Source organism: Candidatus Pseudomonas phytovorans, assembly GCA_029202525.1.
GTDB lineage: Bacteria > Pseudomonadota > Gammaproteobacteria > Pseudomonadales > Pseudomonadaceae > Aquipseudomonas > Aquipseudomonas phytovorans.
The window spans coordinates 2,595,103-2,621,835 of the sequence record CP119325.1; the positions used below are offsets into that span (position 1 = coordinate 2,595,103).

Annotated in this window: 19 protein-coding genes and 1 pseudogene; 13 read left to right on the top strand and 7 right to left on the bottom strand. The window is 55.9% G+C overall.

Annotated elements, in window-relative coordinates; all coding sequences use genetic code 11:
• The first annotated feature begins 88 nt into the window (after positions 1–88).
• Positions 89–1,033, top strand: coding sequence for an ABC transporter permease (locus P0Y58_11420; protein WEK32768.1), 945 nt, complete (start codon positions 89–91; stop codon positions 1,031–1,033).
• A 244-nt stretch (positions 1,034–1,277) separates the two neighbouring features.
• On the opposite strand, the gene P0Y58_11425 is transcribed toward P0Y58_11420, so the two are convergent.
• The 4 genes from P0Y58_11425 to P0Y58_11440 form a co-directional block, all read right to left on the bottom strand.
• Positions 1,278–2,147, bottom strand: coding sequence for a MurR/RpiR family transcriptional regulator (locus tag P0Y58_11425; protein WEK32769.1), 870 nt, complete (start codon positions 2,145–2,147; stop codon positions 1,278–1,280).
• Positions 2,148–2,468: 321 nt separating this feature from the next.
• Positions 2,469–3,458 (bottom strand): hydroxyacid dehydrogenase, encoded by a 990-nt coding sequence (locus tag P0Y58_11430; protein ID WEK32770.1) that lies wholly within the window; start codon positions 3,456–3,458, stop codon positions 2,469–2,471.
• Positions 3,458–4,270: an aldolase/citrate lyase family protein gene (locus P0Y58_11435; protein WEK32771.1), complete on the bottom strand. Its 813-nt coding sequence runs from the start codon at positions 4,268–4,270 to the stop codon at positions 3,458–3,460. The genes P0Y58_11430 and P0Y58_11435 overlap by 1 nt, the downstream gene beginning before the upstream one ends.
• A 12-nt stretch (positions 4,271–4,282) precedes the next feature.
• Entirely contained in the window at positions 4,283–5,713 is a 1,431-nt protein-coding gene (locus P0Y58_11440) for an NAD-dependent succinate-semialdehyde dehydrogenase (protein ID WEK32772.1), read from the bottom strand.
• A gap of 259 nt (positions 5,714–5,972) precedes the next feature.
• Here P0Y58_11440 and iolD point away from each other — a divergent pair, with 259 nt between their 5' ends.
• The 3 genes from iolD (at position 5,973) to P0Y58_11455 (ending at position 10,373) form a co-directional block, all read left to right on the top strand.
• A complete protein-coding gene (iolD, locus tag P0Y58_11445) occupies positions 5,973–7,844 on the top strand; it encodes a 3D-(3,5/4)-trihydroxycyclohexane-1,2-dione acylhydrolase (decyclizing) (GenBank protein ID WEK32773.1) in 1,872 nt (623 codons plus the stop codon).
• 2 nt (positions 7,845–7,846) lie between these two features.
• Positions 7,847–8,740: a myo-inosose-2 dehydratase gene (gene iolE, locus P0Y58_11450; protein WEK32774.1), complete on the top strand. Its 894-nt coding sequence runs from the start codon at positions 7,847–7,849 to the stop codon at positions 8,738–8,740.
• Positions 8,741–9,011: 271 nt separating this feature from the next.
• Positions 9,012–10,373 carry a carbohydrate porin gene (locus P0Y58_11455; GenBank protein WEK32775.1) on the top strand — a complete coding sequence of 454 codons (1,362 nt, stop codon included), beginning with the start codon at positions 9,012–9,014 and terminating at the stop codon, positions 10,371–10,373.
• A gap of 61 nt (positions 10,374–10,434) precedes the next feature.
• On the opposite strand, the pseudogene P0Y58_11460 reads toward P0Y58_11455, so the two are convergent.
• A pseudogene (locus P0Y58_11460) lies at positions 10,435–10,542 on the bottom strand (LysR family transcriptional regulator).
• 164 nt (positions 10,543–10,706) lie between these two features.
• On the opposite strand from P0Y58_11460, the gene P0Y58_11465 reads away from it, so the two are divergent.
• From P0Y58_11465 to P0Y58_11495, 7 genes are all read left to right on the top strand, one after another.
• The gene (locus P0Y58_11465) at positions 10,707–12,206 is read left to right on the top strand and encodes a CoA-acylating methylmalonate-semialdehyde dehydrogenase (protein ID WEK32776.1); all 1,500 of its coding nucleotides are present in this window, start codon (positions 10,707–10,709) and stop codon (positions 12,204–12,206) included.
• Between the two features lie 149 nt (positions 12,207–12,355).
• Complete coding sequence (locus P0Y58_11470; protein WEK32777.1) at positions 12,356–13,606, top strand: sugar MFS transporter; 1,251 nt, start codon at positions 12,356–12,358, stop codon at positions 13,604–13,606.
• Between the two features lie 308 nt (positions 13,607–13,914).
• Positions 13,915–14,919, top strand: a complete 1,005-nt coding sequence (locus P0Y58_11475; protein ID WEK32778.1) for a LacI family DNA-binding transcriptional regulator — start codon at positions 13,915–13,917, stop codon at positions 14,917–14,919.
• Positions 14,920–15,059: 140 nt separating this feature from the next.
• Positions 15,060–16,181: a Re/Si-specific NAD(P)(+) transhydrogenase subunit alpha gene (locus tag P0Y58_11480; protein WEK32779.1), complete on the top strand. Its 1,122-nt coding sequence runs from the start codon at positions 15,060–15,062 to the stop codon at positions 16,179–16,181.
• A gap of 11 nt (positions 16,182–16,192) precedes the next feature.
• Entirely contained in the window at positions 16,193–16,507 is a 315-nt protein-coding gene (locus P0Y58_11485; GenBank protein WEK32780.1) for an NAD(P) transhydrogenase subunit alpha, read from the top strand.
• Positions 16,508–16,509: 2 nt separating this feature from the next.
• Complete coding sequence (locus P0Y58_11490) at positions 16,510–17,946, top strand: NAD(P)(+) transhydrogenase (Re/Si-specific) subunit beta (GenBank protein ID WEK32781.1); 1,437 nt, start codon at positions 16,510–16,512, stop codon at positions 17,944–17,946.
• A gap of 266 nt (positions 17,947–18,212) precedes the next feature.
• A complete protein-coding gene (locus tag P0Y58_11495) occupies positions 18,213–18,662 on the top strand; it encodes a GNAT family N-acetyltransferase (GenBank protein WEK32782.1) in 450 nt (149 codons plus the stop codon).
• Between the two features lie 449 nt (positions 18,663–19,111).
• Here P0Y58_11495 and eutH read toward each other — a convergent pair whose 3' ends face one another.
• Entirely contained in the window at positions 19,112–20,341 is a 1,230-nt protein-coding gene (eutH, locus tag P0Y58_11500; protein ID WEK32783.1) for an ethanolamine utilization protein EutH, read from the bottom strand.
• An 815-nt stretch (positions 20,342–21,156) separates the two neighbouring features.
• Here eutH and P0Y58_11505 point away from each other — a divergent pair.
• On the top strand, positions 21,157–23,565 hold the full coding sequence (locus tag P0Y58_11505) for a membrane-bound PQQ-dependent dehydrogenase, glucose/quinate/shikimate family (protein WEK32784.1): 2,409 nt from the start codon (positions 21,157–21,159) through the stop codon (positions 23,563–23,565).
• A gap of 467 nt (positions 23,566–24,032) precedes the next feature.
• Here P0Y58_11505 and nac read toward each other — a convergent pair whose 3' ends face one another.
• A complete protein-coding gene (nac, locus tag P0Y58_11510) occupies positions 24,033–24,947 on the bottom strand; it encodes a nitrogen assimilation transcriptional regulator NAC (protein ID WEK32785.1) in 915 nt (304 codons plus the stop codon).
• A 257-nt stretch (positions 24,948–25,204) separates the two neighbouring features.
• Between nac and P0Y58_11515 the strand changes: the two genes are divergently transcribed.
• Entirely contained in the window at positions 25,205–26,716 is a 1,512-nt protein-coding gene (locus tag P0Y58_11515) for an MFS transporter (protein ID WEK32786.1), read from the top strand.
• Positions 26,717–26,733: the final 17 nt, after the last annotated feature.

The following is a 26,733-nucleotide window of genomic DNA, read 5'->3' on the forward strand; positions in this document are numbered from 1 at the left end:
GGTTGGCCAATCGGATGCTACGAAAACAACTTCGCATCGTTCTAAGTGGGCGTCTTTCGGGAGCTCATTTGTTTCTGATGGATATACGATGTATCCAGTGATCCTGTTGCTCGTAATCGTGGGTGCCATTGTCGCGCCTCGGTTTGCGACCGCAACGAATTTGGTAAACATTCTGGAGCAGATTAGCGTTCTGGGTCTCACTACGATCGGTTTGACCTTTGTGGTACTGATCGGGCGTCTTGATCTATCTCTTGAAGGTGTAGTCGGCTTCGCTCCCATGGTTGCAGCTGTCGCGCTAGTACCCGCAGCGATGGGCGGTTTAGGCCTTGAGCTGCCGGGTTGGACTGGGCTGTTCGTTGCCCTTGGCATTGCAGGGCTGATCGGCTGGTTCAACGGCTTTATGGTGGTGAAAGTAGGATTGAATCCTTTCATCTCAACCTTGGGGCTGCTGGTGTTGCTGCGAGGAGGGATATTAATCATTTCCAACGGCCGATCGATATACTCTCCCGGTAAAGAGTTTACTTTCCTGGGGTCAGAAAAAATCGCAGGTGTGCCCTTTTCAGTGGTCGTATTCATTGTCATAGCTACGGTTGTTGGTCTGATTTTCAAATACCATCGCTATGGCCGCGCATTGTATGCGATAGGTGGTAATGAAGAGGCCGCTCGGGCTGCGGGGATTAATGTTGATAGGATGATCTGGTCTGCCTTCGTGTTTGCGGCGCTGCTCGGCGGTCTTGCTGGTGTCATCATGACGGGTCGCTTGGATTCAGCAGTCACGACACAGGGGCAAGGGATTATCTTCTCCGCGTTTGCTGCGGCGGTGATTGGTGGCGTGAGCCTCGGCGGAGGGCGTGGAACCATCGTGGGTGTGGTCAGCGGAGTGTTGCTTATCGGGGTGATTAATAACCTCCTTACTCTTGCCCAGGTTCCCTCATTCTATGTTCAGGCATCGACTGGCGCTGTAATCATAATTGCAGCGATTCTGACAACGTTGGCTAGCCGCCGCTCCTCCGGGGTCAAAACCAGAACTTGAGTTTTCGAATGCCTTGCATATATTGCGCACCCCTGCCTCATTTTCTGGTAGGGGTTTTTTATTTTGGTTGTTTAGAAAGTTCGTCCACCGACCACCGACCAAGATAACGGAGTTTGCCTACTACAAGGGGCAGTTCAGAAAGCGGACTTCATCGTTTCCGATGAGGGAACAGGGAAAGAGGCTGATGATAGCGAAGGAGGGGAGCGGAGACTGCGCCAGGCCGAGCAAGGCCTGGCACGCACAATCAAGCATTCGTCACGGTTGGAATTCTTGGTTCTGGAGCTTTCTGAAGGCGGGACGCTACAGCAATCGTGAGGGCCTGCACCAGGCACATAGGCGCAGCAAGCGAGCGTGAGAACGTATAATCATGTTCAGGAACAGAGAACAATACGGTAGCTGTCTTAGCTATTGGCGATAGCGTACTATCAGAGATTGCCACGATCGGTACCCCGGCAGCCTTTGCCTCTTCTGCGACATTCACGACCTCTGTTGCGTAAAAACGGAACGAGACGGCGATGAGCAAGTCCTCTTTTCGCATCGTCCTGGCAATGTGCGTCGCAAGCCCACCCCCTGCATCCAGTAACGAGCAGCGCTTGCCTAGCATGGTTAGCACGTACCTGAGCAAATCAACAACTGGTGAGGAGCGAAGCTGGCCTATCAAATAGATGGTATCCGCCTTCTCAATAAGGTCGACGGCTTTCGATAGGTCATCAGGGTTAGTGCGCTCAAGCATATCCTGGAGCGAGGCCATGTCCCTCAGAACCAGCTCGTGCAAGAAACCAAATTCAGAGGTGTCTTGGCGGTTTTGTAGCTCACTGCTTAGAACTCTAAGCCTCGCTTCAAAGCCTGGTGCAGCTGTCTCCAAGCGTCGTTGGAATAGCGTCTGCAGATCTTTGAAACCTTTATAACCAAGTGCTTGGGCGAAACGTACGAAGTTGGAAGCGTGAATCTTGCAGCGTTCAGCAATCGTGTTAACCGACTGAACAGCAACCTCATTTGGGTTCTGTGTGAGGTAGACGGAGATGAGCTGATACGTTTTGCTCATCTGATCATGGCGCTCATGGATTACTCGAATCAGCTCTTCGTAATCTCTGGGTGGATCCAAATTTTGCATATTGGCTTACTCACGAGGTCGCGGTATCTAGTCTGGGAGAATCAAGCTCAGTTCACTGAGTAGCGCTAGAGCGATGCCCGCTTCGCTATTCATGCAACCTGGTCCGTCGATCTCCATTAAAAATTTTTATCATTTTTGCGGTTACGGTGCTTCCACGCCAGATAGAAATCACCAAATCCGGTTCGATCCGAAAGGCGCTCAGCAGCGACTGCTGGGGCTCGAAAAACCATTTCGCCGCTAGGGTATTTCCTCAGCTCGCTGCAATTTCTTCCATCAGATTAAGTGAATGAGGCTCCTGGGGGGAGCCTCGTTCAGATCTGTTTAGCCTAACACCTGTTGGTTTGTCGGCTCTAGGCATTCCCGATTTACCACCAGGGTGGGATCGACTGTGCCTGAGAGGAAAGCCATTGCGTTGTTGATGGAGGCAATCGCCATACGCTCACCGCATTCCGCAGTTAAACCGGCGATGTGCGGCGACAGGACTACGTTTTGATGGCTGAACAACGGTATCCGTTTGACAGGTGGCTCCTCATCAAAAACGTCCACACCAGCAGCCCCTACATGGCCAGAGGTGAGGGCCTCGGCCAGCGCTCGCTCACACACCACTCCGCCACGGGCTGTATTCGAAATGATCACACCGGGCTTCATGATCGCGAATTCTTTGGCGCCCAGGATTGGGCGATCGCCGCGTGGCGTATGGACAGAGATGAAGTCAGCCCAGGCAAGACCCTCTTCCAGCGAAATCGGCGTGACTGCTCCGTCTGGCCACCCGGCCTTCTCAAGGTATGGGTCAAATGCTTTAACTTGCATCTCAAAGCCTGATGCCATTCGGGCCAAGTGGCGCCCAATCCTGCCGAAGCCGAGGATCAACAGATTCTTGCGAGAGATTTCCTGTTGTTCCAACCCGTTCCGCCAACCCCATTCACCGATTTGTCGAACAGAGCGGTCAGCCAGCATGGTACGTTTTGCTGCAGCAAGCATTTGAGTAATGGCGTGTTCTGCAACAGAAACAGAGTTGACATCGCCAACGATCGTCAACCCAATGCCTCTGGCGTTGAGCGCCTGAAGATCAACGGAGTCGTAGCCTACGCCGTGTCGAGACACCACTTTCAGCTTTTTTGCTTTCGCAATGGTTGCCGCAGACAGCGGCTGGGTTCTAATGACCAAAGCGTCAGCTTCGGCAATCAAGTGCTCGTAGGAGGCCTCAGAAACCTCCTCAACGTAGTCAACTTCAACTCCACGGCTTTCATAGTCCTTGAGAAGCGCTACACCAGACGGATGGAGTTTTCCTGCGACTAATAGACGAGGCATCAGTATCCCTCCTTCGTAGCTTTTTGCTCGGTGGCACCGGCGGTCAGATTTCGCCAGGTTGATACGGATTGCGCCGATGCTGCCGCTAGCAGACGGGTGTCACCAGAGACTGTGGTCATGTCGAAACCCCATTCAATTGCTCGGGCGGCGTATTCAGCAGTTCCGCAATGCAGCGCAGCTTTCTTGCCATTGCGTTTGCATGCCTCGAGGATCGTCTTGATGGCGGCGATGACTTCCGGCTCCTCACGATCAAACGCAGGGGTCAGCCCCCCTTTCGAGAGTGAGAAGGCGAGGTCAGCAGGGCCGACATAGATACCGTCCAACCCTGGCGTGGATGCGATTTCTTCCAGATTCGCCATGGCTTCTGCGGTTTCAATCATCGCGAAAGCGAGGATCTCGTCGTTCGCTTCTGCCGCATAATTGGCACCTGCTGGATAGGCGGCTCGAGTGGGGCCAAAGCTCCGCTCGCCCAATGGGGGATATCGCATGAAGCGCACGAACTGTTCTGCCTGCTCACGGGTATTGATCATCGGGCAGATGATCCCGTAAGCGCCGGCATCGAGGACTTTCATGATCCAGCTTGGGTCTAGCCACGGGACACGGGCCATTATCACGGCATCCGATGCCCTCATTGCTTGGAACATTCCTAGCACATCTTTGTAGTCCACCGCGCCATGCTGGATATCAATTGAAATGGCGTCATAACCCTGCGCAGCCATGATTTCAGCACTGAAGCTGCATGGCATGGAGAGCCACCCGTGGAGTACTGGCCGACCATCAGCCCAGATTTGGCGCAATTTATTCTTTTTCATGTGAGGCCTCTCTTAGAAGACGATTTGGGCGAGCTTGGTGTCCAGGAAGTCATCAATCCCCTCTGTACCTCCCTCCCGCCCCATGCCAGACCAGTTGGTGCCGCCAAATGGCGCTTCTGCGGCAGCCAAAGCAAAACTATTGATGCCAACCATCCCGGCCTTCAGTGCAGCCACTGTGCGACGGGCTCGATCAGGGGATTTGGTAAAGGCGTATGCCGCCAGGCCCATATTTGAGGCATTGGCCCGGGCCAACACTTCTTGCTCGGTGGTAAAGCGGGTAATGGCAGCAACCGGCCCGAAGTTCTCATCCGCGAAAACTCTCATGTCATCGCGCACGTCCACGAGCACAGTGGGTTCGAAAAAGAAGCCGCGATCCAGATTGGCTGGGCGTTTACCGCCCAGAGCGACAGTGGCTCCATCTGCAATGGCGGCAGCGACGATCGACTCGATCTCATCCAGGCGGTTTCGGTTGATAAGAGGGCCCATGGTCGACGCCGAGTTCAGGCCGTCCCCGAGCTTGATCTTTGCTGTACGAGCCACAAAACCGTCTACAAATGCCTCGTAGAGGCTATCGTGAACGAAGATTCGGTCAGCAGTTACGCAGACCTGGCCACAGTTGGCGAATTTGGCGGCGACAGTCATATCCAGGGCGCTTTCAAGGTCAGCATCGTCATAGATGATCAACGGCGCATTACCACCCAGTTCCATCGATACCTTCTTAACGGTTTCGGCGGAGTCACGGATCATCTGCTGCCCAATGCGGGTCGATCCTGTCAACGACACCTTGCGCACCCGGGTGTCAGCCATGATCGGTACGTAGGTATTTGAAGTTGATCCGACCAGTAGGTTGACCGCGCCTGAGGGAAGGCCAGCCGCTCGCAGGCAGTCGACCATTACCATTGCTACACCCGGTGTTTGGGAGGAGGGCCGAAGTACTACGGAACATCCTGCAGCAAGTGCAGGGGCGAGCTTTCGAGCAGGCAATGCGGCAGGAAAATTCCATGCCGTGAACGCACCTACGATGCCCACAGGCTCACGCGTAATTTCAAAACGGCCACCTGGTACGCGGCTTTCCACGATGCGTCCGTAGATGCGGCGTGCCTCCTCGGCATACCAGCGGAATTGCTCAGTAGCCAATACCCATTCACGTGCTGCCTGAGCCAGTGGTTTGCCAGTCTCAAGGGTGATAACTCGTGCAGCTTCTTCACTGCGGCTCGCCATCTCGCTGGCGACTTTATGTAGTGCCTCGGCTCGCGCGAAGCCTCCCATTTCTCGCATTGGCAATAGTGCAGCGTAAGCAGCGTCCAGGGCTGAATTGGTTTCGTTGATGGTCGCCATTGGCACCCTGCCGAGCGGCTGCTCAGTAACAGGTGAAATGACCTCGGCTGAGTGGGTGCCGGAGACCCAGCGCCCGCTGATGAAAAGACCGTATTGTTCGTACATATTCTTATTCGACTTCGCTGGTTTCGATGGTGTGTTCCTCGTCGAGGAACCCCTCTTGCTACCGGATAGTGATCAGTCGCCTACCCGTGGGGCCGGTGGCTGACCACGCTCTCCATGCGTCTTGAGGCTCGTCATAGGCAGCAACCGAGCATTCGCGTTTTTCGCTTGAAGATACGATTGCAATATTCGTTGCGAAATGCTCATATTGTCAATATGTGTTCCAATAACAACAAACGCAGGGCCCAATGGAGGAATTCAAATGACCCGCAAAACTGTGCGCTTGACCACTGCCCAGGCCTTGGTGCGCTACCTCTGCAACCAGTACACCGAGATCGAAGGGCAGAGGGTTCCGCTGTTCGCGGGCTTGTTTGGCATCTTTGGTCACGGGAACGTGACCTGCCTGTCGGAAGCGCTAGAAACGGTTCAGGATCAGCTGCCCACTTGGCGCGGTCAGAATGAGCAGTCGATGGCTCTCGCAGCTATCGGGTTTGCGAAAGCCAAGCGACGTCGCCAGATCATGGTGGCTGCTACTTCCATCGGCCCCGGCGCGTTGAACATGGTGACCGCGGCAGGTGTTGCCATGGCGAACCGCCTGCCGGTTCTTCTTCTGGCGGGGGATACCTTTGCTAACCGTTTGCCGGATCCAGTGCTTCAGCAAGTTGAGCATTTCGGTGATCCGTCGCTAACTGCAAATGACGCGTTCAAATCGGTCGTTCGCTATTGGGACCGGATCGTGCTGCCTGAGCAAATCCTGCAGTCCCTTCCACAAGCTGTTTCAGCAATGCTTGATCCAGGAAATTGCGGCCCTGCATTTATCGGGCTTGCGCAGGACACTCAGGAAATTGCCTACGACTACCCAGAAGTATTCTTTGAGCCAACAGTCTGGAAGATCCCTCGGCCCCGTGCTGATCGTGAGTCGATCGCAGTTGCAGCAGAAATTCTGAAGAAAGCTAAGCGGCCTCTCATCATATCTGGCGGCGGTGTGCGCTATTCGCTGGCAGAGGAAGCGCTGGCAGAGTTCGCGCTCAAGCGTGGGATTCCAGTGGTGGAAACGATCGCCGGTAAAGGTGGGCTTACTCATGAGCATCCTGTGCATGCCGGCCCGATCGGTATTGTCGGTTCTACTTCAGCAAATGCTTTGGCTAAAGATGCCGATGTGATTTTGGCCATCGGTACCCGTCTACAGGATTTCACTACCGGATCGTGGACGGCTTTCTCTGAGGATGCGCAATTCATCTCCATCAACGCAGCTCGCTACGATGCGATTAAACACCGCTCGCACGCAGTAGTCGGTGACGCCTTGGAAGGTATCGGTGATCTCGATGAGGCATTGGGTGGGTACCGAGCAGACAGCGCGCTCCTGGATGAGGCCAAGACACTCTTCGTCGAGTGGAATGCGCTTCTCGACCAATATCAGCGAATTTCAGATGCTCCAGTACCCTCCTACGCTCAGGTAGTGGGTGTGCTGAACAAAGTAGCTGGCCCGGGAGATACGTTGATCTCAGCCGCTGGCGGTACACCGGGCGAAGTCACTAAAGGCTGGAGAGTGAAAAACCCTCACACGTTTGACTGTGAGTTTGGCTTCTCTTGCATGGGTTATGAAATCGCAGCTGGCTGGGGCTGCGCTATGGCGCAAGAGGGCCCGGGTGGCGTGGGCGGTACACCAATTGTGATGATCGGTGACGGTACCTACATGATGATGAACTCCGACATCTATTCGGCCGCATTGACCGGCCACAAGATGATCGTGATCGTCTGTGACAACGGCGGTTACGCCGTGATCAACCGACTGCAGCAGGCGAAGGGGGTTCCGGGCTTCAACAACCTCCTAGCGGATTGCCGTATTCAAAACCGCGAAAACCCGCTGCATGTCGATTTCGTTAAGCATGCAGAGTCCATGGGAGCTAAGGCTCGTCATGTCGATGACCTGGCTGGCCTGGAAGAGGCGATGAAGTGGGCGCAGCAGAACAATGGTGTGACCCTGATCTCTATCGTATCCGATGCGTGGAAGTGGGTGCCTGGTGATGCGGATTGGGATGTAGGTGTCCCAGAGATTTCGTCGTTTCAAAGTGTCCGGGCAGCACGTGCTGCTCAGGAAAAAATCCGCACAGCTCAACGACTGGGTGTTTGAAAATGAAAGCCAGACTTGGAATTGCTCCGATCGCTTGGTGGAACGACGATCTTGAAGAGCTCTCGGATGATGTCAGCCTCGATGAATGCTTGCGTCAAGCATCCGTAGCTGGATTTACAGGCATGGAGACGGGACGGCGTTTCCCTATGAATATGGCCGAGCTGGGGCCTGTGCTCTCGCGGCACGGGATCTCCGTTTGTGGCGGGTGGTTCTCTGGTTTACTCCTGGAGGGTGACCTTGAGGCGGAGAAGGATCGAATATCCCAGCAGCTCGAGTTTTTCGTAGCCGCCGGGGCGCCATGTTTGGTTTATGGTGAGACAGCGCGGTCAATCCAGGGCGTAAGGTTTGCACCCCTTGCTTCCAAGCCTACGATTACCGAGGCTGAGATGGAGGTTTATGGGCGTAAGGTGTCCGATTTCTCCGATTGGTGCGCGCAGCAAGGCATGCCGTTGGCTTACCACCACCATATGGGTGCTGTGGTCGAGACTGAACCTGAGCTCGACCGTTTCATGAAGCATTCCTCGATTCCGCTACTCTTCGACGCTGGTCATATGTTCTTCGCCGGCGGTGATCTGATGCGGGTAATTGAAAATCACCACGCTCGGATCTTGCACGTCCATACCAAGGATATTCGCAGCTCGGTAGTCGACGGTTTGAACCGCTCGCGAGAAAGCTTCTTGGATGCAGTAATGAAAGGGGCTTTCACCGTTCCAGGCGACGGTAGCCTGAATTTCGAAACTATAGTAAAAGCCCTGGCCGCCAAAGGGTACCAGGGTTGGTTTGTCGTAGAGGCTGAACAAGATCCTCGTACCAATCCGCCCCTTGAGATGGCGATCAAAGGTCACGCGGAACTGCTGCGCGTGATGGCTGCTGCTGGTTATGAAGTAGCTAAATAATTATCAGGTAATACTTCAACCTGGCAAGCGTCGAGGCAGTCGCATCAGTTTGACCCTGTTGCGACTGGCAAGGGATTGGCTTGGATATTCGTCAGTGGTGAGTTTGGGCTGTTCTGAGTTTTGATTCTTCTCAGTTAGAAGCGTGACATAGTTTTAACTGCACCTGACTTGTTTTGGCTGTCCTGCGTTAGCGGGGTGATGCCAAGGGGCGTTTCATTCAATTGATACGATCTCGTAAAGTGTAAAAATAAAAAAAATAGGAGTGCTATCTATGTTGTATTCTGCTTTTAAGCGGGTGGCTGTTGCACGCCCGGGCTTTAGCGTTGCCGTTCTTGGCCTGGCTGCTGTAGTCTCGCAGCATGCTTGCGCTGTAGACACCTTCGACGCTTCTCACTACGCGCTGGGAGATTGGGGTGGTCTTCGCAAGGATTTGTATGACAAGGGTTACGATTTCACCATTGAATACGTGGGTGAAGCGGCCTCGAATCTCAGTGGTGGATATAATACTGATACCACTGCACGCTACGCTGATCAGCTTGCATTGGGCACTAGGCTAGACCTGAGCAAAATAGCAGGTTGGGATGACGCTATTTTTCAGCTCACCGTCACCGAGCGAAGCGGGCGAAATCTGTCTAATGATCGAATTAGCGATCCTAGGGCAGGAATGCTAAGCACTCCTCAAGAAGTCTACGGTAGGGGGCAAACCTGGCGTTTGACCCAGATGTGGCTTAGCAAGGGTTTCTTTGACGACACCCTTAACGTTAAGTTTGGACGCTTCGGCGAAGGTGAGGACTTTAACTCCTTCCCCTGCCAGTTCCAGAATAACGCTTTCTGCGGCCCGCAAATGGCGAACTGGGCCGGAGATGTTTGGTTTAACTGGCCTGTGAGCCAGTGGGGTATGCGCGTTAAATATAACCTGACGCCATCGTTCTTTGCACAAGTTGGTGCGTTTGAGGTAAATCCTAGTTACCTGGAAACAGGTAATGGGTTCAAACTCAGCGGTAGTGGTGGGAAAGGAATGTTGCTGCCCGCTGAGCTGGTATGGTCTCCAAAGGTTGCAGGTCTGCCTGGTGAGTATCGAATTGGCTACTTCTACAGCTCCGCGAAATCTCAGGACGTGTACGAAGGCGATACTGGCCAGCCTCAAGCGGTGACGGGTGGCGACTTCAAGTCGCATGGTTCCAAACACGGGTCATGGTTTGTTGCTCAACAACAACTGACAACGCGCCCGGGGAGTCTTGATCGGGGACTGAGTGTTTTCTTCAACGCCACCGTTATGGATGGTGCTACAAGCCTCGTGGATAACTTCGTTCAGCTGGGGTTTACCTATAAGGGAATATTTGATTCTCGGCCAAATGATGATTTTGGTATGGGTGTCGCGAGGATCCATGTCAATGACGACGTTGCACGTCATGCCAAACTGGTGAACCAGGTGTCCGGGATCGATGATTACGATAATCCTGCGTTCTTGCCTGTTCGTGACACAGAGTACGACGCCGAGATTCACTATGGCTTCGCTGTTACCAACTGGCTGACTGTAAGGCCGAACCTGCAGTATATCGCGCATCCAGGCGGCGTCAGTGAAGTGGATGATGCATTTGTGGCCGGTGTTAAATTCATTACCAAGTTTTAGGGTGAATTTGACTCAGGGGTAGATGCCCACGCTTGAGTGGGCATTAGACAGCGCTGAAGTTCTATCGGAATCCAGTCGCTAAGGATTCCCTCAAGAAACTGACAAGCGTTGTAACGGAGCGAGGAACATGAGGAGAGTAGGGGCGTATGAGGTGGATCTCGTCCGCGAAAATCGATCTCGGATTTTTCCATGATGTAATTGTTCAAAAATCAGGACAATGAGTTTTTTATATTGCTCTGGATTTGAACAAATTCAAAGCATATTGTGTTTTTCAAAGCTGGTTTGCAGTGACAACCGATGAGCAATCAGCTGATCTAGCGGAGGATTAGGGCTGTGCAAAATACTATCGAGCATTACATCAACGATGAGCGGGTTTCTCGTGACGACCGTTACCAGGATGTCTACAACCCGGCGACGGGCGAGGTAACCGGGCGTGTGGTTTTGGCCAGCGCTGGCACAGTGTCGGAAGCCGTAGCTGCCGCCAAGGCGGCATTTACCTCTTGGAGTGAAACGCCCCCCATTCGTCGCGCTCGCGTGCTGTTCCGCTATCTGCATCTGCTGCAGGAGCGCAAAGACGATCTGGCTCGCATCATCACCGCTGAGCACGGGAAGGTATTTACCGACGCTCAAGGCGAAGTTGAGCGAGGCATCGACATTCTCGAGTTTGCTTGCGGCATACCTAATCTGTTGACGGGTGATCACTCGGATCAAGTCTCCCGAGGGATGGACAACTGGACGCTCCGCCAACCTCTGGGCGTTGTCGCAGGCGTTACCCCATTCAACTTCCCAGTCATGGTTCCTATGTGGATGTACCCTGTTGCGATTGCTGCGGGTAACACCTTCATCCTGAAGCCGAGCCCAACCGACCCGACGGCCTCGCTGTTCATGGCAGACCTGCTGAGGGAAGCAGGTCTGCCGAAGGGCGTATTTAACGTTGTCCAGGGCGATAAGGAATCGGTTGATGCCTTGATTGAACACCCTGATGTCAAGGCAGTCAGCTTTGTCGGCTCAACGCCAATCGCTCAGTACATTTATGAGGCAGGCGCGCGCAACGGTAAGCGAGTGCAGGGTTTGGGTGGTGCAAAAAACCACATGGTTGTTATGCCTGATGCAGACATCGATCGGACAGTGGACGCGTTGATTGGGGCAGCATATGGTAGTGCTGGCGAGCGGTGCATGGCGATCTCGGTGGCGGTACTTGTCGGTGATGTAGCCGACAAAGTAGTCACAGCGCTGGCTGCAAGGGCACGAGAATTGCGCATCACTGATGGTCGTGATTTGAAGGCTGAGATGGGGCCTATCGTGAGTCGCGCTGCGTTGGAGCGTATCAATGGTTACATCCAGCAAGGTCAGGAAGCCGGTGCTCATTTGCTTGTGGATGGTCGAGACTTCACTCCTCAAGAAGCAGAGCTGCGTGATGGTTTCTGGCTGGGCGCTACCCTGTTCGACCATGTCACGCCTGACATGAGCATTTATCGTGAGGAAATTTTTGGCCCGGTTCTGGCCTGTGTCCGTGTTCGGGATTTTACAGAAGCGCTGAAACTGGTGAACGATCACGAATTTGGTAACGGAGTCAGTTGCTTCACCCGTGACGGGAACGTCGCCCGTGAGTTTGGACGCAGGGTCGAGGTTGGAATGGTGGGTATCAACGTACCGATTCCTGTGCCTATGGCATGGCATGGCTTCGGCGGTTGGAAAAAGAGCTTGTTCGGCGACATGCATGCCTATGGCTCTGAAGGGGTCCGTTTCTACACCAAGCAAAAATCAATCATGCAGCGCTGGCCGGAGAGTATCGAGAAGGGGGCTGAGTTCACAATGCCCGTCTCCAAGTAGCATGCGGTAAACGCCAATACGGCATCGGATCCCGACCATTGCTGGAAACTTCAGCAATGGCGGTCTCGATGGTTTTGGTTCGGTGAGGCGGCAGATTCAGCTGCTGAGTTAGTACTGAACGACGAATAAAACAGATAAAGGTTCCGGTCATGTCAACTTCCACTGATTCATTGAAAATAAGTGCTTCTGCCTATGCCCGACGACCAGTTGCCACCCACCAGCTGGCTTTCGTACTGATTACAACTTTGTTTTTCATGTGGGGTCTCTCGCACGGACTGCTAGATGTTTTGAACAAGCATTTTCAGGATTCCCTTGGCATCTCTCATGCGCAGTCAGCATTGATCCAAACTGCATATTTTAGTGCTTATTTTTTTGTTGCCCTTCCTGTCGGTTTTCTGATTGAGCGATGTGGCTATCGAGCCGGAATTCTCTCAGGTCTCGGACTGTTCGCGATCGGATCATTACTATTCTTGCCTGCATCCTGGGGGAGTAGCTTATTGCCATTTCTCATTGCGCTCTTTGTGCTGGCTAGTGGCCTCGCATGCTTGGAAACTGCTGCGAATCTGTATGCGGCAACTTTAGGTGATCCCGCGAAGGCTGAGCAGCGATTGACTTTTGCACAGTCCTTCAACGGCCTGGGCGCATTTATCGGCCCTATCATAGGCGGGTCAGTTTTCTTTCTGCCAAAATTCGAAATGGGTGGAAGTTCAGTAGAGCCGGTTTCCCTTACCTATGTCGCCTTGGCGGCAGTAGTTGTCCTCATGATGTTGGTTTTTGCACGCATTCGCCTCCCGGAAGCCAATGTGGAGGCGAACGCTGACAGCACCTGTGATAGTAGTATGAGCATCTGGCGGAAAAGTAATTTTCGCGGAGCACTGATCGCACAATTTTGTTTTGTGGGGTGTTACGTAGGTGTGGGTGCTTTTTTCATCAACTATGCTTTAGATCACTGGCCGGAGATGACGCCTCGTAACGCGGCCTATTTGTTGTCCGGGGGCATGCTTGCGTATATGATTGGACGTTTTTCGGGTACTTGGATCATGCGGTACGTCTCGGCCAGGTATCTTCTTATTTTCAATGCCGCAATGGCAAGTCTGTTGTGCGCTGTAGCTGTAATCGGCATTCCTAAAGTTTCTGTGATTGCAGTGGCAGGCATCTACTTGTTTATGTCCACGTTGTACCCAACGATATTTGCAATGGGTGTTCGTGGCATGGGTAAGCAGACCAAACGCGCTGGATCAATCTTGGTAATGACGTTAGTAGGTGGTGCTATTTTGCCATTAATCATGGGCGCATTGGGCGATAGACATGGCACCGAGGTCGCCTTTTCTGTTCCGATGGTGTGCTTCCTGGTCATCTTGCTGTACGGCATAAGCCAGCGCCCCAAGAAGATCTCGTGACGGTTTGAAAATCAGAATCTGCTTTTTGGGTTTTAGGGGCAAGCCAGGTAGCGAGGATGGCAATCAAATTGAAAATACTACATTTTCTGACTGTTCCAGGTTTCGTTCTGTGCATGAATGCCTACCTCAGGCGTATGGACAAGTGCATAGCGAACCAGCCTTTGATAGGCTGGCCGGGTGACTCCATGCGATTTAACTCAGCGGAAGATCGCCTCTGATATCATGCCGTCTCGCAAAGGGAGCCGTCGAGGCTCGTCCCCATCCATGTGGCGGCTTCCTTTCACACAGAGCACTAGCATCGAGTAGATATGACAAAGCGCTTCAGTACCCTTGACGATGTGGCAAAGGCGGTTGGTATGTCCAGAGCTCAGGTATCCCGTGCATTACGCGGTGATCCAGGCGTGCACCCTGACACCCGTAAGCTAATAGACAAGGCCGCTGCTGAGCTTGCATATCAGCCTAATCTGGCTGCGCGAAGTTTAGTATCTGCAAAGTCATCGATTGTTGGAGTAGTGCTGGGAGACCCTGATAACCCGTTTCATATCCAATTGGCGAGGGCGGTAGATCGACGCTTACTGGCGGAAGGTTTTGATCCTGTCGCATCCCTTCGTGAAATTGTTGATGATTCCGTTGATACTGAAGCTGACCGTTGGCTCCGGCTGCGAGCTGCAGGACTGATTCTCATCGCCACCCCTAGAAATCCAAGTGCGGTAGGTAAGATTGCTCAGAAGTTACCGTGTATTTATATTGGTAGTAAAAAGATTGACCACCCTCGGGTAAGTGAGATCGTAGTTGATGATGAGTCTGGTATTCGAAAAGCCATCAAGCATTTAATATCGCTGGGGCATTCGGATATAGCATTACTGGCTGGTGGTACAGAGTCATCTGCAAATGAACGTGCTCAAGCCTACCTGAAAGTTATGTCCGAGGAGCATCTTGAATCGGTCATCATTCGCGGTGAGCATAGCTCTGTCTTCGGGCGGAATGGTATAGATGCGCTTTTCAATAGTGCCTATCGTCCTACTGCCATTATTGCTTCGAATGACTTGATCGCCGTGGGGGCGCTTGATCGATTAAAAGGTATGGGTGTCGACGTTCCCGGTGATGTCTCCGTTGTAGGTTTTGACGATATCCCTGATGCTTCGAATCAGCTGTTCTCTTTGACAACATTGAAACAAGATGTCGATGAGCAAGCCCTCTCGGCTGTCACATGCCTTAAGAAGATGCTGAGAAACGAAGGAGCAGTTGGGGAGCGATTAAGCATGCCCGTGTCTCTGGTCATTAGATCGTCTACCGCTGCACCGCGCTCTTAGTGGAAACCTGAAAGCACAATTTTGTCCGGATCTTCAGAGGTTAGGTGAGATTTTCGCATCGAAATGAGAGCGCTCTCATTTTGAGGGTTTTCTAAGGCTGCGTTACGTATTCTAAATTAATATTAGAAGGGGAAGGTTTCTTGAATATCGGGATTGTGAAGGAGACATCAGTTGGAGAGACGAGAGTTTCTGCTACGCCTGAAACTATTAAAAAGCTGATAGCTCAAGGTCATAAAGTCATCGTCCAGAGGGAGGCGGGGCTGAAGGCTAGCATTCCCGACAGTGCCTATGAGGCCGTAGGCGCTTTTTTGGGAAGTGCCGCCGATGCGTTGGGGGCTCAATTAGTACTTAAAGTGGTCGCTCCCAGTGATCTGGAACTTGCCGAAATTAATAGTGGCAGCCTGCTGTTGGGCATGCTCAACCCCTTCAACAGCGAGCTGATCGGCAAGATGGCCGAACGCGGCATCACCGCTTTCGCCCTGGAAGCCGCACCACGCACCTCGCGGGCGCAGAGCCTCGACGTGCTGTCGTCGCAGGCCAACATCGCCGGTTACAAGGCCGTGTTGCTGGCTGCCCATCACTACCCACGCTTCATGCCCATGTTGATGACCGCCGCCGGTACCGTTAAGGCCGCGCGCGTGTTGATCCTGGGTGCAGGCGTTGCTGGCCTGCAGGCGATTGCCACGGCCAAGCGCCTGGGCGCGGTGATCGAGGCGTCCGACGTTCGCCCGGCAGTGAAAGAGCAAATCGAGTCGCTGGGTGCCAAGTTCATCGATGTGCCATACGAGACCGATGAAGAACGCGAGTGCGCCGAAGGCGTTGGCGGTTACGCCCGTCCGATGCCGGCCAGCTGGATGCAACGCCAGGCCCAGGCTGTGCACGAGCGCGCCAAGCAGGCCGATATCGTCATCACCACCGCACTGATCCCCGGCCGCAAGGCCCCGACCCTGCTCAGTGCCGAAACCGTTGCGCAGATGAAGCCCGGTTCGGTGGTCATCGACCTCGCTGCAGCCCAAGGTGGCAACTGCCCGCTCACCGTTGCTGACCAGGTGGTAAGGGAGAACGGCGTGACCATCGTCGGCCCGACCAACCTGCCGGCCCAGCTGGGTGCCGATGCCTCGGCGCTGTACGCACGTAACCTGCTGGACTTCATGAAGCTGCTGTTCGACAAAGACGGCGCGCTGGTCATCAACCTCGAAGACGACATCGTCGCGGCCTGCCTCATGTGCCGTGATGGTCAAGTCGTCCGCAAGAACGGCTAAGGAGCACGACAATGGAAGACATGCTGATTTCCCATGGCATCTATAACCTGATCATCTTCGTGCTGGCCATCTATGTGGGCTACCACGTGGTGTGGAATGTCACCCCGGCGCTGCACACGCCGCTGATGGCCGTGACCAATGCCATCTCTGCAATCGTTATCGTCGGCGCCATGCTGGCCGCCGCCCTTACCGTGACCCCTGCCGGCAAGCTGATGGGCACTCTCGCCGTTGCCCTGGCTGCAGTCAATGTGTTCGGTGGCTTCCTGGTCACCCGTCGCATGCTTGAGATGTTCAAGAAGAAAGCCAAGAACGAGGGGCAGAAGTAAGCATGAGCATGAATCTGGTAACACTTCTGTACCTGGTCGCTTCGGTGTGCTTCATCCAGGCGCTCAAGGGCCTGTCGCACCCGACCACGTCGCGGCGCGGCAACCTGTTCGGCATGATCGGCATGGGCATCGCCATGCTGACCACGGTCGGCCTGATTTACAAACTGGGCGCCGAGCTTGCAACCGCCGGCATCGGTTACGTACTCGTCGGCCTGTTGGCCGGTGGTACTGCCGGTTCGATCATGGCCAAGCGGGTCGAGATGACCAAGATGCCGGAATTGGTCGCCTTCATGCACAGCATGATCGGCCTGGCTGCGGTGTTCATTGCTATTGCCGCGGTACTCGAACCGCAGTCGATGGGCATCGTTGCCGCGATCAGCGACCCGATCCCCACCGGCAACCGCCTGGAGCTGTTCCTTGGCGCTGCCATCGGTGCCATTACCTTCTCAGGTTCGGTGATCGCCTTCGGCAAGCTGTCGGGCAAGTACAAGTTCCGCCTGTTCCAGGGCGCACCGGTACAGTTCCCCGGCCAGCACAAGCTGAACCTGATTCTCGGCCTGACCACCCTCGCCCTGGGCCTGCTGTTCACCTTCACCGGTCATTACAGCGCCTTTATCCTGATGCTGGCCCTGGCCTTCGTCATGGGCGTGCTGATCATCATCCCGATCGGCGGCGCCGACATGCCGGTGGTGGTGTCGATGCTCAACAGCTATTCGGGCTGGGCGGCGGCCGGTATCGGCTTCTCCCTCAACAACTCGATGCTGATCATCGCGGGCTCTTTGGTGGGCTCGTCCGGTGCCATCCTCTCGTACATCATGTGCAAGGCGATGAACCGGTCCTTCTTCAACGTCATCCTCGGTGGCTTTGGCGGCGATACCGACGTCGGGGCGGCGCAGGGCTCGAAAGAGCAGCGCCCGGTGAAGGCCGGTTCGGCTGACGATGCCACCTTCCTGCTGAGCAACGCCGACAGCGTGATCATCGTCCCGGGTTACGGCCTGGCGGTGGCGCGTGCCCAGCACGCGCTGAAGGAGCTGACCGAGAAGCTGACGCACAATGGCGTGACTGTGAAGTACGCGATTCACCCGGTGGCGGGCCGTATGCCTGGGCACATGAACGTACTGCTGGCCGAAGCCGAAGTACCGTACGACCAGGTGTTCGAGATGGACGACATCAACGCCGAGTTCGGCCAGGCTGACGTGGTGCTGGTGCTGGGTGCCAACGACGTGGTCAACCCGGCGGCGAAGAACGACCCCAAATCGCCAATCGCCGGCATGCCGATCCTTGAAGCCTTCAAGGCCAAGACCATCATCGTCAACAAGCGCTCGATGGCCAGCGGCTATGCCGGCCTGGACAACGAACTGTTCTACCTGGACAAGACCATGATGGTATTCGGTGATGCGAAGAAGGTCATTGAGGATATGGTCAAGGCTGTTGCATGATCAGCGTATGTCAGGCCCCAGCAAGGTAGGCTACGTAGCCAGCCGAGTGCCGATCACTTGAGTTGACTCTGGCTTGCGCTATCCATATCATCGAGACATAGGCGGCCTCCTGCAGGCCGCTTTTTTTTAGAAACTATTGAGAGCGCTCTCATTTGTCGTGCGATGCATGCCAAGATGGGTGAGGTAGTTGAATTTTTCTGCCATTGAATGCGCCCATACAGGACGACTCGCGTTCGGGGTCGCGCCCTGGCAGGCAGGAGGGGCGGATGGTAATTTCTCAAGCGAATTTGCAAGACTTCGAGGTTTTGGTGGAACTGGCATCAAGGTTGAACGAAGAGTGTGGGCATTTCGAGAGGGTAAAATTATCAGCGATAAATTCTAGTGTACGCCGTTGCCTGTCTGATTCCAGTAAGGTCGTGTTGGTGATACGAGAGCCCGTTAGGGTGGTGGGTTTTGCTGTCGTTAGCGAAGTAGGAAGCTTGTGCTCTGGAAGTAATGGGCTGATATCGGAGCTGTATATCCTCCCGGAGCGTCGTGGCGATGGGCTGGCTAAGGCATTGTTGAGTGCTGTGAATGAATATGCAATAAATCGTCAATGGCGCTGCGTTGAAATTGGTTCCCCCACTCGATTTCCTGTTGAGTCCTATGTGTTTTACTTGCGCAATGGTTTTGATGAAATTAATCCAAGGTTAAGGCGAGTTCTTTTCCATGTTTAGCGTGTGCGAGTATTCAGTGGGTTGGGCGGGCAATGAGTAGCTCTTGTATTCAGCCGACGTCACACCTCCCGCGCGATGACGCTGCTGATTGAAGCCTTGCGATAGGTTAGCACTTGGAAGTCCAAGTTAGAGCGCGCGGCACAGCCGCCACCTATCTTCGACGCCACTCAGTTGCCGGCAGTAACTTGCACAGCAAATTTATAGGCGCCTGAAAGATCTCCTAATGCATTCGTCATTGAAGTCCGTCCACCAACGCTCTTTCTAAATCGCGCAACTACACATTCAGATGTGCAATCTAAAATCTTGCAAACGCTCTTCCCGGGACACGATCCACGATACGTCGAAGCAGGCTTTAACTCACGCGTATTCCTGCCCCACCGACGCACCCTGGAAATGCAAAAATCCGGAACACCTGGCGGCATTCCGGACACTTGGAATCAAGGCGTTGTTCAAGTCAGTTGAGGCATGGGAGCGATGCTGTCGACCTGGTCTTCAAGGCCCATGTCATGTGCTTTGGGAACTGCCAGCCAATAGGCCATGAGCATGCCGAGGAGGCCGCCGCTGAGCTTGCCGATGATCAGCGGGAGGATGATCGAGGGCTGGAAGTTAGCGGAGTAGGCCAGGTGGTCGCCGAACGTGAATGCTGCGCAAACCGCGAACGCGATGACCATCACTTTGTCTTTAGGAGGCATTTCCTCAACCAGGCGGAACATTGCCAGCACGTTGGCAGAAGCCGCCAGCACGCCGGCTGCACCCACTGCCGACATCCCGAAACGAGCTGCGACTACCTCGATCGGTTTTGAGAGGAACCGCTTGATCAGGTACACCATTGGGAACGCGCCGCACAGCATGATGCCGATATAGCCGGCAGTCTCAAGTGCACGGAACTGATCTTGTGCGTCAGCGATGACTGGCGCAAAGCCCCAGCTTCCAAACACAGTGCTGAAGAAAGAGGTGAAGTATTCGACGATGGACGCCACTAAAACCAGCGTCACTGCCGCGTACATCAGCTTCCCAAGGCTGAGGAACACGCTGATCATAAGCTTAGGGAAGTAGCGCAGTGCTGCCGCGAGCGAGGCGCAGAACAGGATAAGTGGCATCAGGTTCTGTACGAGCATCGGCCAGGTAAAATTCAGAGGGAGGGTAGCGTCGCCCGTGGTGGTGATTTCGGGGCGCACACTTACTCCGGTGAACTGCATGGTCATCGCGATGATCAGAATGCTTAGCGGGACAGTCAGAAGGCCTGCCATAACGCCCAGCGCCATGTACTTGTGATCTACCTTGCGCAACATTGCCAAGCCAACAGGGATCACAAAGATGATCGTTGCACCGGACTGAAAGCCTGTGATGAGGCCCAGGATCCAGCCCTCAGGGCTTTGCGCCAGAGTATGAGCCAGGTGGTAGCCACCCATGTCAGCCGCAATGAAGAGCGCTCCAGCAATTCCGGGATCGGCGCCCACCGCTTCGAAGAACGGGGCGATGAAATGGTTGATGAAGCTGGCGATATAGGGGATGGAGGCCATGATCCCTGCGACGGGGATAAAAATAGGCCCAATGCTATGAAGCCCGGCGACAAACTCTTTGCCTAGTTCACATTCAGCATTATAGATGGATGCGACCGCACCTATGACAGCGCACGCCATGATGACGTAGATTACGTAAGTACCGATGTTTTCCATTCACTGCCTCTTTTTGTAAGAGTTGTTTATTGGCAGAACTGAATTCTTAAATGCTTGATTATTTTTATTGGGTGGTGTTGCCCATGGAAAGGGGCATGTTGTGATCTTCGAGTCCTTGGATGAATCGTCTGGCTAACGGATTTCTGTTGAATCTCCTCTCGCTCCAACAACCCCCTGCATTGTCACTTTTCTAGGCTATGGCTGCATTTGAAAGATGTCTATATATCAAGAGATATAGTTTTTCCTAACAGATTGATAAATATGACTTTTTTAGTTATTTGGCAGTGCTGGGATAGCCGCGCGTTCTGGGGTGAGGTTCGGAATCCCCAAGCCCTTTACCACCCTGGACGACGTCGCCAAAGCTGCGGGATGATGCTCAGGCCCAGGCGGCGGTCGACGCCTTGCAGACCATCCTGTCGGGCAACCCACGATGCAAGCGGCGTGTCGAAATGGCCGTGACGCTGATCGAACGTGCCTCTACGACTGTTCCGGCCAGTCAATAATTATTCTCATTTTATTGGCTGCGTCAGATTGACTCACAATGTAACAATCCATAACATTCCGCGCAGTTGATTAGCGGCCCATCGACGGCCGCTTTTTTGTGCGCGCTCCATGAGAGCGCTCTCATTGTGCCGGCCATTACGGGTGCGTTCGCTCCAATAATGCCGTCAAATGAGAGCGATCTCATTGCGTGGCGCACCATGGATGGAACTGATGTCTTCAAGGCAGAGGCTTTTTGCGGACGCCCGGCGGCGGGCATTGCCGGGCGTGAATCTGAATGTACGGCCAAGGCCGTTAGGCGTGTAGGAAGAAATATGAAATTGAAGGTCGTCATACCGATTGCGATCGGTGCCATATTGGCTTTGCTGGGGGCCGGCCTGGCACTAGGAGGCATCAAGCTGATCATGCTGGGCGGCAGCTGGTATTACCTGCTGGCTGGGGTGATGACGGCTGCCAGTGGCATCAGCCTGGTGCGCCGAAAGGTAGCCGCGACCTGGATCGCCTTGCTGTTGCTGGTCATCACCGCGCTATGGGCGTTCTGGGAGGTCGGTGCCGATTTCTGGCAGTTGGTACCTCGCCTGATGACCTTCATCGTCATCGCACTGGTGCTGACATTGCTGGTTCCGCTGTTGGAAGGCAACCGCAAGTTTCTTGGCGTCGCGCCGCGAGCCGGCATCAGTCTGGCGCTGATTGCCAGCCTGGTCGGCTTTGGCGTCGGCATGTTCAAGCCGCACCCGACCGTGGTTGCCGAGAAAGGCACTAAGGCACCGGTGCTGGTGGCGGATGCCGGTGAAGCGGATGGTAACGACTGGACCGCCTACGGTCGAGGCACTCACGGGGACCGCTTCGCCCAGTTCGACCAGATCAACCAATCCAACGTCAAGGACTTGCAGGTCGCCTGGACCTTCCGCACCGGTGACATGGCAATCAACGGCGCCGAGTATCAGGGCACCCCGCTGAAGGTCGATGACACGGTGTACCTGTGCACGCCGCTCAACAAGGTGTTCGCCCTCGACCCGGTCAGCGGTGCCGAGAAGTGGAAGTACGATCCACAGATCAAGGAAACGCCGTCCAACAAGAGCTGGAAGCGCTGCCGCGGTGTCGGTTACTACGATGCCGACAAGGCACCGCAGAACGCTTCCTCGCCGGCTGACCAGGCGGCAGAGGTTGCCGCCGCGCAGCCAGCCGAATGCCGTCGCCGCATCATCACTACCACTGTGGATGCCCGCCTTATCGCGCTGGATGCCGCCACCGGCAAGCCGTGCGAAGGCTTCGGCGAACATGGCCAGGTTGACCTGCTCAAGGGCATCGGCCCGAACACCGACGGCTCCTACTACCTGACCTCGGCGCCACTGGTGGCCGGCAACGTAGTGATCGTCGGCGGCAAGATCAACGACAACCTCAAGACCGGCGAACCCTCAGGTGTGACCCGCGGCTTCGACGTACGCACCGGCAAACTGCTGTGGGCCTGGGATGCGCTGAACCCCAAACGCGGTGTGCCGCTGCCGGAAGGCGAGAACTACCCGAGCGACTCGCCCAACTTCTGGGGCACTGCCTCGTACGATCCGCAATTGGGCCTGGCCTACATCCCGACCGGTAACCAGACCCCAGACTTCTGGAATGGTGACCGCAACCCTGGCTCCGATGAGTACAACGACTCGATCGTGGCCATCGACGTCAATACCGGCGTTGACAAGTGGCACTTCCGCACTGCCAACAACGACATGTTCGACTACGACGTGTCCGCGCAGCCGATCCTCTATGACCTGCCCAACAAGGAAGGCGGCAAGACCCCGGTGGTGATTGCCCTGACCAAGCGTGGCCAGATCTTCGTACTTGATCGCCGCACTGGCACCCCGGTTTTCCCGGTAGAGCAACGCAAGGTCGCCACCGATGGCATGCCGGGCATGCGCATCTCGCCGACCCAACCGTACTCGCAGCTGTCGGTCGGTGCCGAGCGCTTCAAGGAATCGGACATGTGGGGCGGCACGGTCTTCGACCAGTTGATGTGCCGGATCGACTTCAAGGCCATGCGCTGGGAAGGCGAGTTCACCCCGCTGGTCGAAGGCCAGGCCACGCTGATCTATCCGGGCTACTACGGTGGTTTCAACTGGGGTGGCGGTGCGCTGGATGCATCCACCGGCACGCTGATCGTCAACGATATCCGCATGGCGCAGTGGGGCCGCTTCATCAAGCGTGAAGACGCCAAGCGTACCGGCCTCAAGCCAAGCACCGAGGGTGAGTACTCCGAGCAGTTGGGTACGCCGTGGGGCGTGGAGCGTTCGATGTTCGTCTCGCCACTGGGCGTGCCGTGCTTCAAGCCGCCGTTCGGCACCATGACCGCCATCGACCTGAACAGCGGCAAGACCAAATGGCAAGTGCCGATGGGCTCGATCGAGGATGCGCCGGTCAAGGGCATCGTGCCAGGCGTGCACATCCCGCTGGGCATGCCGACCATGGGGGGGCCGCTGGTGACCAAGGGTGGGCTGACTTTCTTCCACGGTACGCTGGACTACTACCTCCGAGCGCTGGACAACGACACCGGTGAAGAGCTGTGGCGTGGCCGCCTGCCGGTCGGTGGCCAGGGCGCGCCGATGTCCTACGTCGGCCGTGATGGCAAGCAATACATCGTCGTCACTGTGGGGGGAGCAACCCGGACGGGTACCAACGACAATCGCGGCGATTACGTGATTGCCTACGCCTTGCCGGACGCCAGCCACTAAACCCTGAACCAGGCTGCAGGTATACCTGCAGCCGCCAGGTCCTGTAGATATGGCCAGATCATCCCAGTTGAAAGGTGTGTGGTTTTTCGCGGATCTCGCGGTGGACCCCACGAGCAGGGAAGCGGTATGCGGAGCGCGTCGGATAACAATGAAGGCGACGTCGTATAGAATCCTGGAATATCTGTTTCGTCACGCTGGCCAGCTTGTCAGTCGACGATCGATTTTCCTGAACGTCTGGGGCTACAACTTTGATCCCGGCACGAAAGTGCTGGAGGTGCAGTTGAGCTACCTTCGCCGCGTTCTCGTCGCTCTCGGCTGTGCTGTTGAAATTGAGACACATCGGGGTAGGGGGCTTACACTCCGAATATCGCCTCAGAGGCTGGATGACTAACGGCTTATCCCTCCGATAGGTTCATAAGGTCGAGATGGCAATCTCGCAGCTATCAGCTGAAGCGGGTGTTGAACGCCTAGGCAGCCGAAGAGAGCGTCCCCCGCATCTGCGCCACCAACTCCAACAGGATCGCTTTCACCGCTTGCGCCGGTACCGACAAGGGCAAGTGCGCAGACAGACACAGTGTCAGCGGTGCCTCAATCACTGGCTCAACAATGCGGCACATGTGCACGCCGTGCTCTGTACCCACCGCTTTTGCCGCCGATTCAGGCAGGATGGTCGCGGCAAAACGCTCGGCCACCGCGTTGCGCAGGGTGCTGGCCGACTCCACTTCAGCGATTACTCTCGGGTGTAAGGCCTGACGAGCAAAGGCCTCATCCACCAGTTGCCGTACTACGTTGTATTGCCGCGGCAACAGCAGGTTCATTTGTGCAACCCGCGCCAGTGGAAGCTGCGGATGGTTGGCCAGTTCGTCGTCGGCGCTCACCAGGTACAGGGTTTCTCGTAGCAAAGGTACAAAGTTCAGTCCGTGGATTTCGCGCCCGCCGTACAGCACTGCCATGTCCATGCGCCCGCTCATGATCAGCTCACTGAGCGTGACGCCGTAGTTTTCATTCAGGTAGAGGGTAATGCCAGGGTGTAGCTCGCGCACACGCTTGAGCAAGGGAACTCCCAGGCTGGCGGCGGCTGTGCCGGGTGCAAGCCCCACCGAGACGTTGCCGGTCAGTGCCTGGCTGCTGGACGTGACATCGCTCAGCGCCTGTTCGCACTGGCGCAGGATCAACTGGGCGTGGGCATAGAGTACCTTGCCGGCCTCGGTGGGCGTCACTCCGCGCTTGGTACGAATCAACAGCTGCTGCTGCATTTCCGCTTCCAGCGTCACCAACTGCTGGCTCAGTGCCGGCTGGGCGATGTGCAGTACATCGGCGGCCTGGGTCAGGCTGCCAATATCGACGATCTTCACGAAGTACTTGAGGCGGCGCAGGTTCATGGGCGTTGCTCGGGCTGTCTGTGTGGACGGAACTTTGCAAGCGGCGCGCCAGGTACGTGAGTGGCCATAAGGCAAGCCTATGACGGGGGTTTCGCCGATCCCGCAGCTGCGCGGCAGCACTCGAAGCGGGCGCCTGCGCCATTCTGGTGCGGGGGTCATAAGGCGGACTTATTCGTACAGAGCGAAGTCGTCTTGGTAACGGCTGGACCGCGCCCGTACCTTGACACTCAGCCTTCCCGTCAACCGTGAGTGCCCCGATGATCGCCGAACCCGCTGCATTGAGCTTCCGCCAGGCCCTGTTGGCCATGCTGGGTATTTCGCTGGTATTGATGTTGTCGGCGCTGGACCAGACGGTGATTGGCAACGCACTTCCAAGCATTGTCGCGCAGTTGCACGGCTTCGAACTGTACGCCTGGGTGGCCACCGGCTACCTGCTTTCGTCCATCGTCACCATCCCGGTTTTCGGGCGGCTGGGCGACTATTACGGGCGCAAGCCCTTCGTGCTGATGGCCACGGTGATCTTCATGCTCGCATCGCTGATCTGCGCGCTGGCCCAGAGCATGCCTTGGCTGGTCGCCGGGCGGGTGTTGCAAGGCTTTGGCGGCGGCATGCTGATCGGCACCGCGTTCGCCTGTGTACCGGAGCTGTTTCCCGACACCCGGCAACGCCTGCGCTGGCAGTTGCTGCTGAGCGCGATGTTCAGCGTGGTCAATGCCATCGGCCCAGGCCTGGGCGGCTACCTGACTGGCCAGTTTGGCTGGCGCTCTGTGTTCTGGCTCAACCTGCCGTTGGGGCTGCTGGCGCTGTTCTTCGCGTGGCGCTACCTGCCGTGGTACCGGCCGCAAGTGCATGCGCCCGCGCGCCTGGACTGGCTCGGCGCGGCGCTGATCGTGCTGGCCCTGGGCGGCCTGCAACTGTTCGTCGAGGGCCTGGGACGCAGCGCCACGGGCGTGAGCCTGGCGCTTGGCCTGTTGTCACTGCTGGCATTGCTGGCGTTGGTCTACCAGGAGCGCCGCTGCAGCGCACCGTTGCTGCCGGGGGCGCTGTTCACCCAGCGCAGCATGCGCCTGTTGTTCAGCCTGGCGCTGCTGGCCGGCGGGGTGATGTTCACCCTGCTGTTCTACCTGCCACTGCTGCTGCAGGGCGGCTACGGCTTTTCGCCGGAACAGGCCGGCATGTTGATCACGCCACTGGCGCTGAGCATCACCCTGGGGGCGATGGTCAACAGCCGGCTGATGACTCGCCTGGCCAACCCCAACTGGCTGCCGTTGGCCGGCTTCACCAGCTTGTGCTGCGCCTGCGCCGGATTGGCCGCAGTGGGGTTGGGCAGCCACATGCATGTGCTGGCGGCACTTATCTTACTGGCGGGGCTGGGACTGGGCTTCGTCTTGCTGAACCTGAGTGTATTCACCCAGACCCTCGCCGAACGCCAACATCTGGGCATCGCGACCGCCTTGCAGCAGTCGTTGCGATTGGTGGGCGGATTGATTGGCACTGCGTCGATGGGTTCGCTGGTCAACCTGCTTTACGCCGAGCGGATGCGTCTTGCACTGGACACCATTGGCGAGTCCGCCGCCTTCGAGCGCCTGCGCGACCCGCAAGTGTTGATGAGTGGTGCCGCTTCATTGCCGGCCGAATGGCTCTTGCTGGCTCGCACTGCCCTGGCCCAAGCCATCGGCGCGGGGCTGCTGCTGTGTGCGCTGGCCGCGCTGTTGGCGATCTGGCTGACCTGGCGCCTGCCGCGGGTCGACCTGCATGCCCGCCGCTGACCCTTACACCCTCCGTG

What these genes read in the sequence shown, in the direction of transcription:
- P0Y58_11420 (WEK32768.1), top strand. Translation starts at nt 89, where the DNA reads ATGTATCCAGTGATCCTGTTGCTCGTAATCGTGGGTGCCATTGTCGCG.
- P0Y58_11440 (WEK32772.1), bottom strand. Translation starts at nt 5,713, where the DNA reads ATGTACGAACAATACGGTCTTTTCATCAGCGGGCGCTGGGTCTCCGGC.
- P0Y58_11475 (WEK32778.1), top strand. Translation starts at nt 13,915, where the DNA reads ATGACAAAGCGCTTCAGTACCCTTGACGATGTGGCAAAGGCGGTTGGT.
- iolD (WEK32773.1), top strand. Translation starts at nt 5,973, where the DNA reads ATGACCCGCAAAACTGTGCGCTTGACCACTGCCCAGGCCTTGGTGCGC.
- P0Y58_11515 (WEK32786.1), top strand. Translation starts at nt 25,205, where the DNA reads ATGATCGCCGAACCCGCTGCATTGAGCTTCCGCCAGGCCCTGTTGGCC.
- P0Y58_11490 (WEK32781.1), top strand. Translation starts at nt 16,510, where the DNA reads ATGAGCATGAATCTGGTAACACTTCTGTACCTGGTCGCTTCGGTGTGC.
- P0Y58_11505 (WEK32784.1), top strand. Translation starts at nt 21,157, where the DNA reads ATGAAATTGAAGGTCGTCATACCGATTGCGATCGGTGCCATATTGGCT.
- P0Y58_11485 (WEK32780.1), top strand. Translation starts at nt 16,193, where the DNA reads ATGGAAGACATGCTGATTTCCCATGGCATCTATAACCTGATCATCTTC.
- P0Y58_11495 (WEK32782.1), top strand. Translation starts at nt 18,213, where the DNA reads ATGGTAATTTCTCAAGCGAATTTGCAAGACTTCGAGGTTTTGGTGGAA.
- iolE (WEK32774.1), top strand. Translation starts at nt 7,847, where the DNA reads ATGAAAGCCAGACTTGGAATTGCTCCGATCGCTTGGTGGAACGACGAT.
- P0Y58_11425 (WEK32769.1), bottom strand. Translation starts at nt 2,147, where the DNA reads ATGCAAAATTTGGATCCACCCAGAGATTACGAAGAGCTGATTCGAGTA.
- P0Y58_11430 (WEK32770.1), bottom strand. Translation starts at nt 3,458, where the DNA reads ATGCCTCGTCTATTAGTCGCAGGAAAACTCCATCCGTCTGGTGTAGCG.
- P0Y58_11470 (WEK32777.1), top strand. Translation starts at nt 12,356, where the DNA reads ATGTCAACTTCCACTGATTCATTGAAAATAAGTGCTTCTGCCTATGCC.
- nac (WEK32785.1), bottom strand. Translation starts at nt 24,947, where the DNA reads ATGAACCTGCGCCGCCTCAAGTACTTCGTGAAGATCGTCGATATTGGC.
- P0Y58_11435 (WEK32771.1), bottom strand. Translation starts at nt 4,270, where the DNA reads ATGAAAAAGAATAAATTGCGCCAAATCTGGGCTGATGGTCGGCCAGTA.
- eutH (WEK32783.1), bottom strand. Translation starts at nt 20,341, where the DNA reads ATGGAAAACATCGGTACTTACGTAATCTACGTCATCATGGCGTGCGCT.
- P0Y58_11455 (WEK32775.1), top strand. Translation starts at nt 9,012, where the DNA reads ATGTTGTATTCTGCTTTTAAGCGGGTGGCTGTTGCACGCCCGGGCTTT.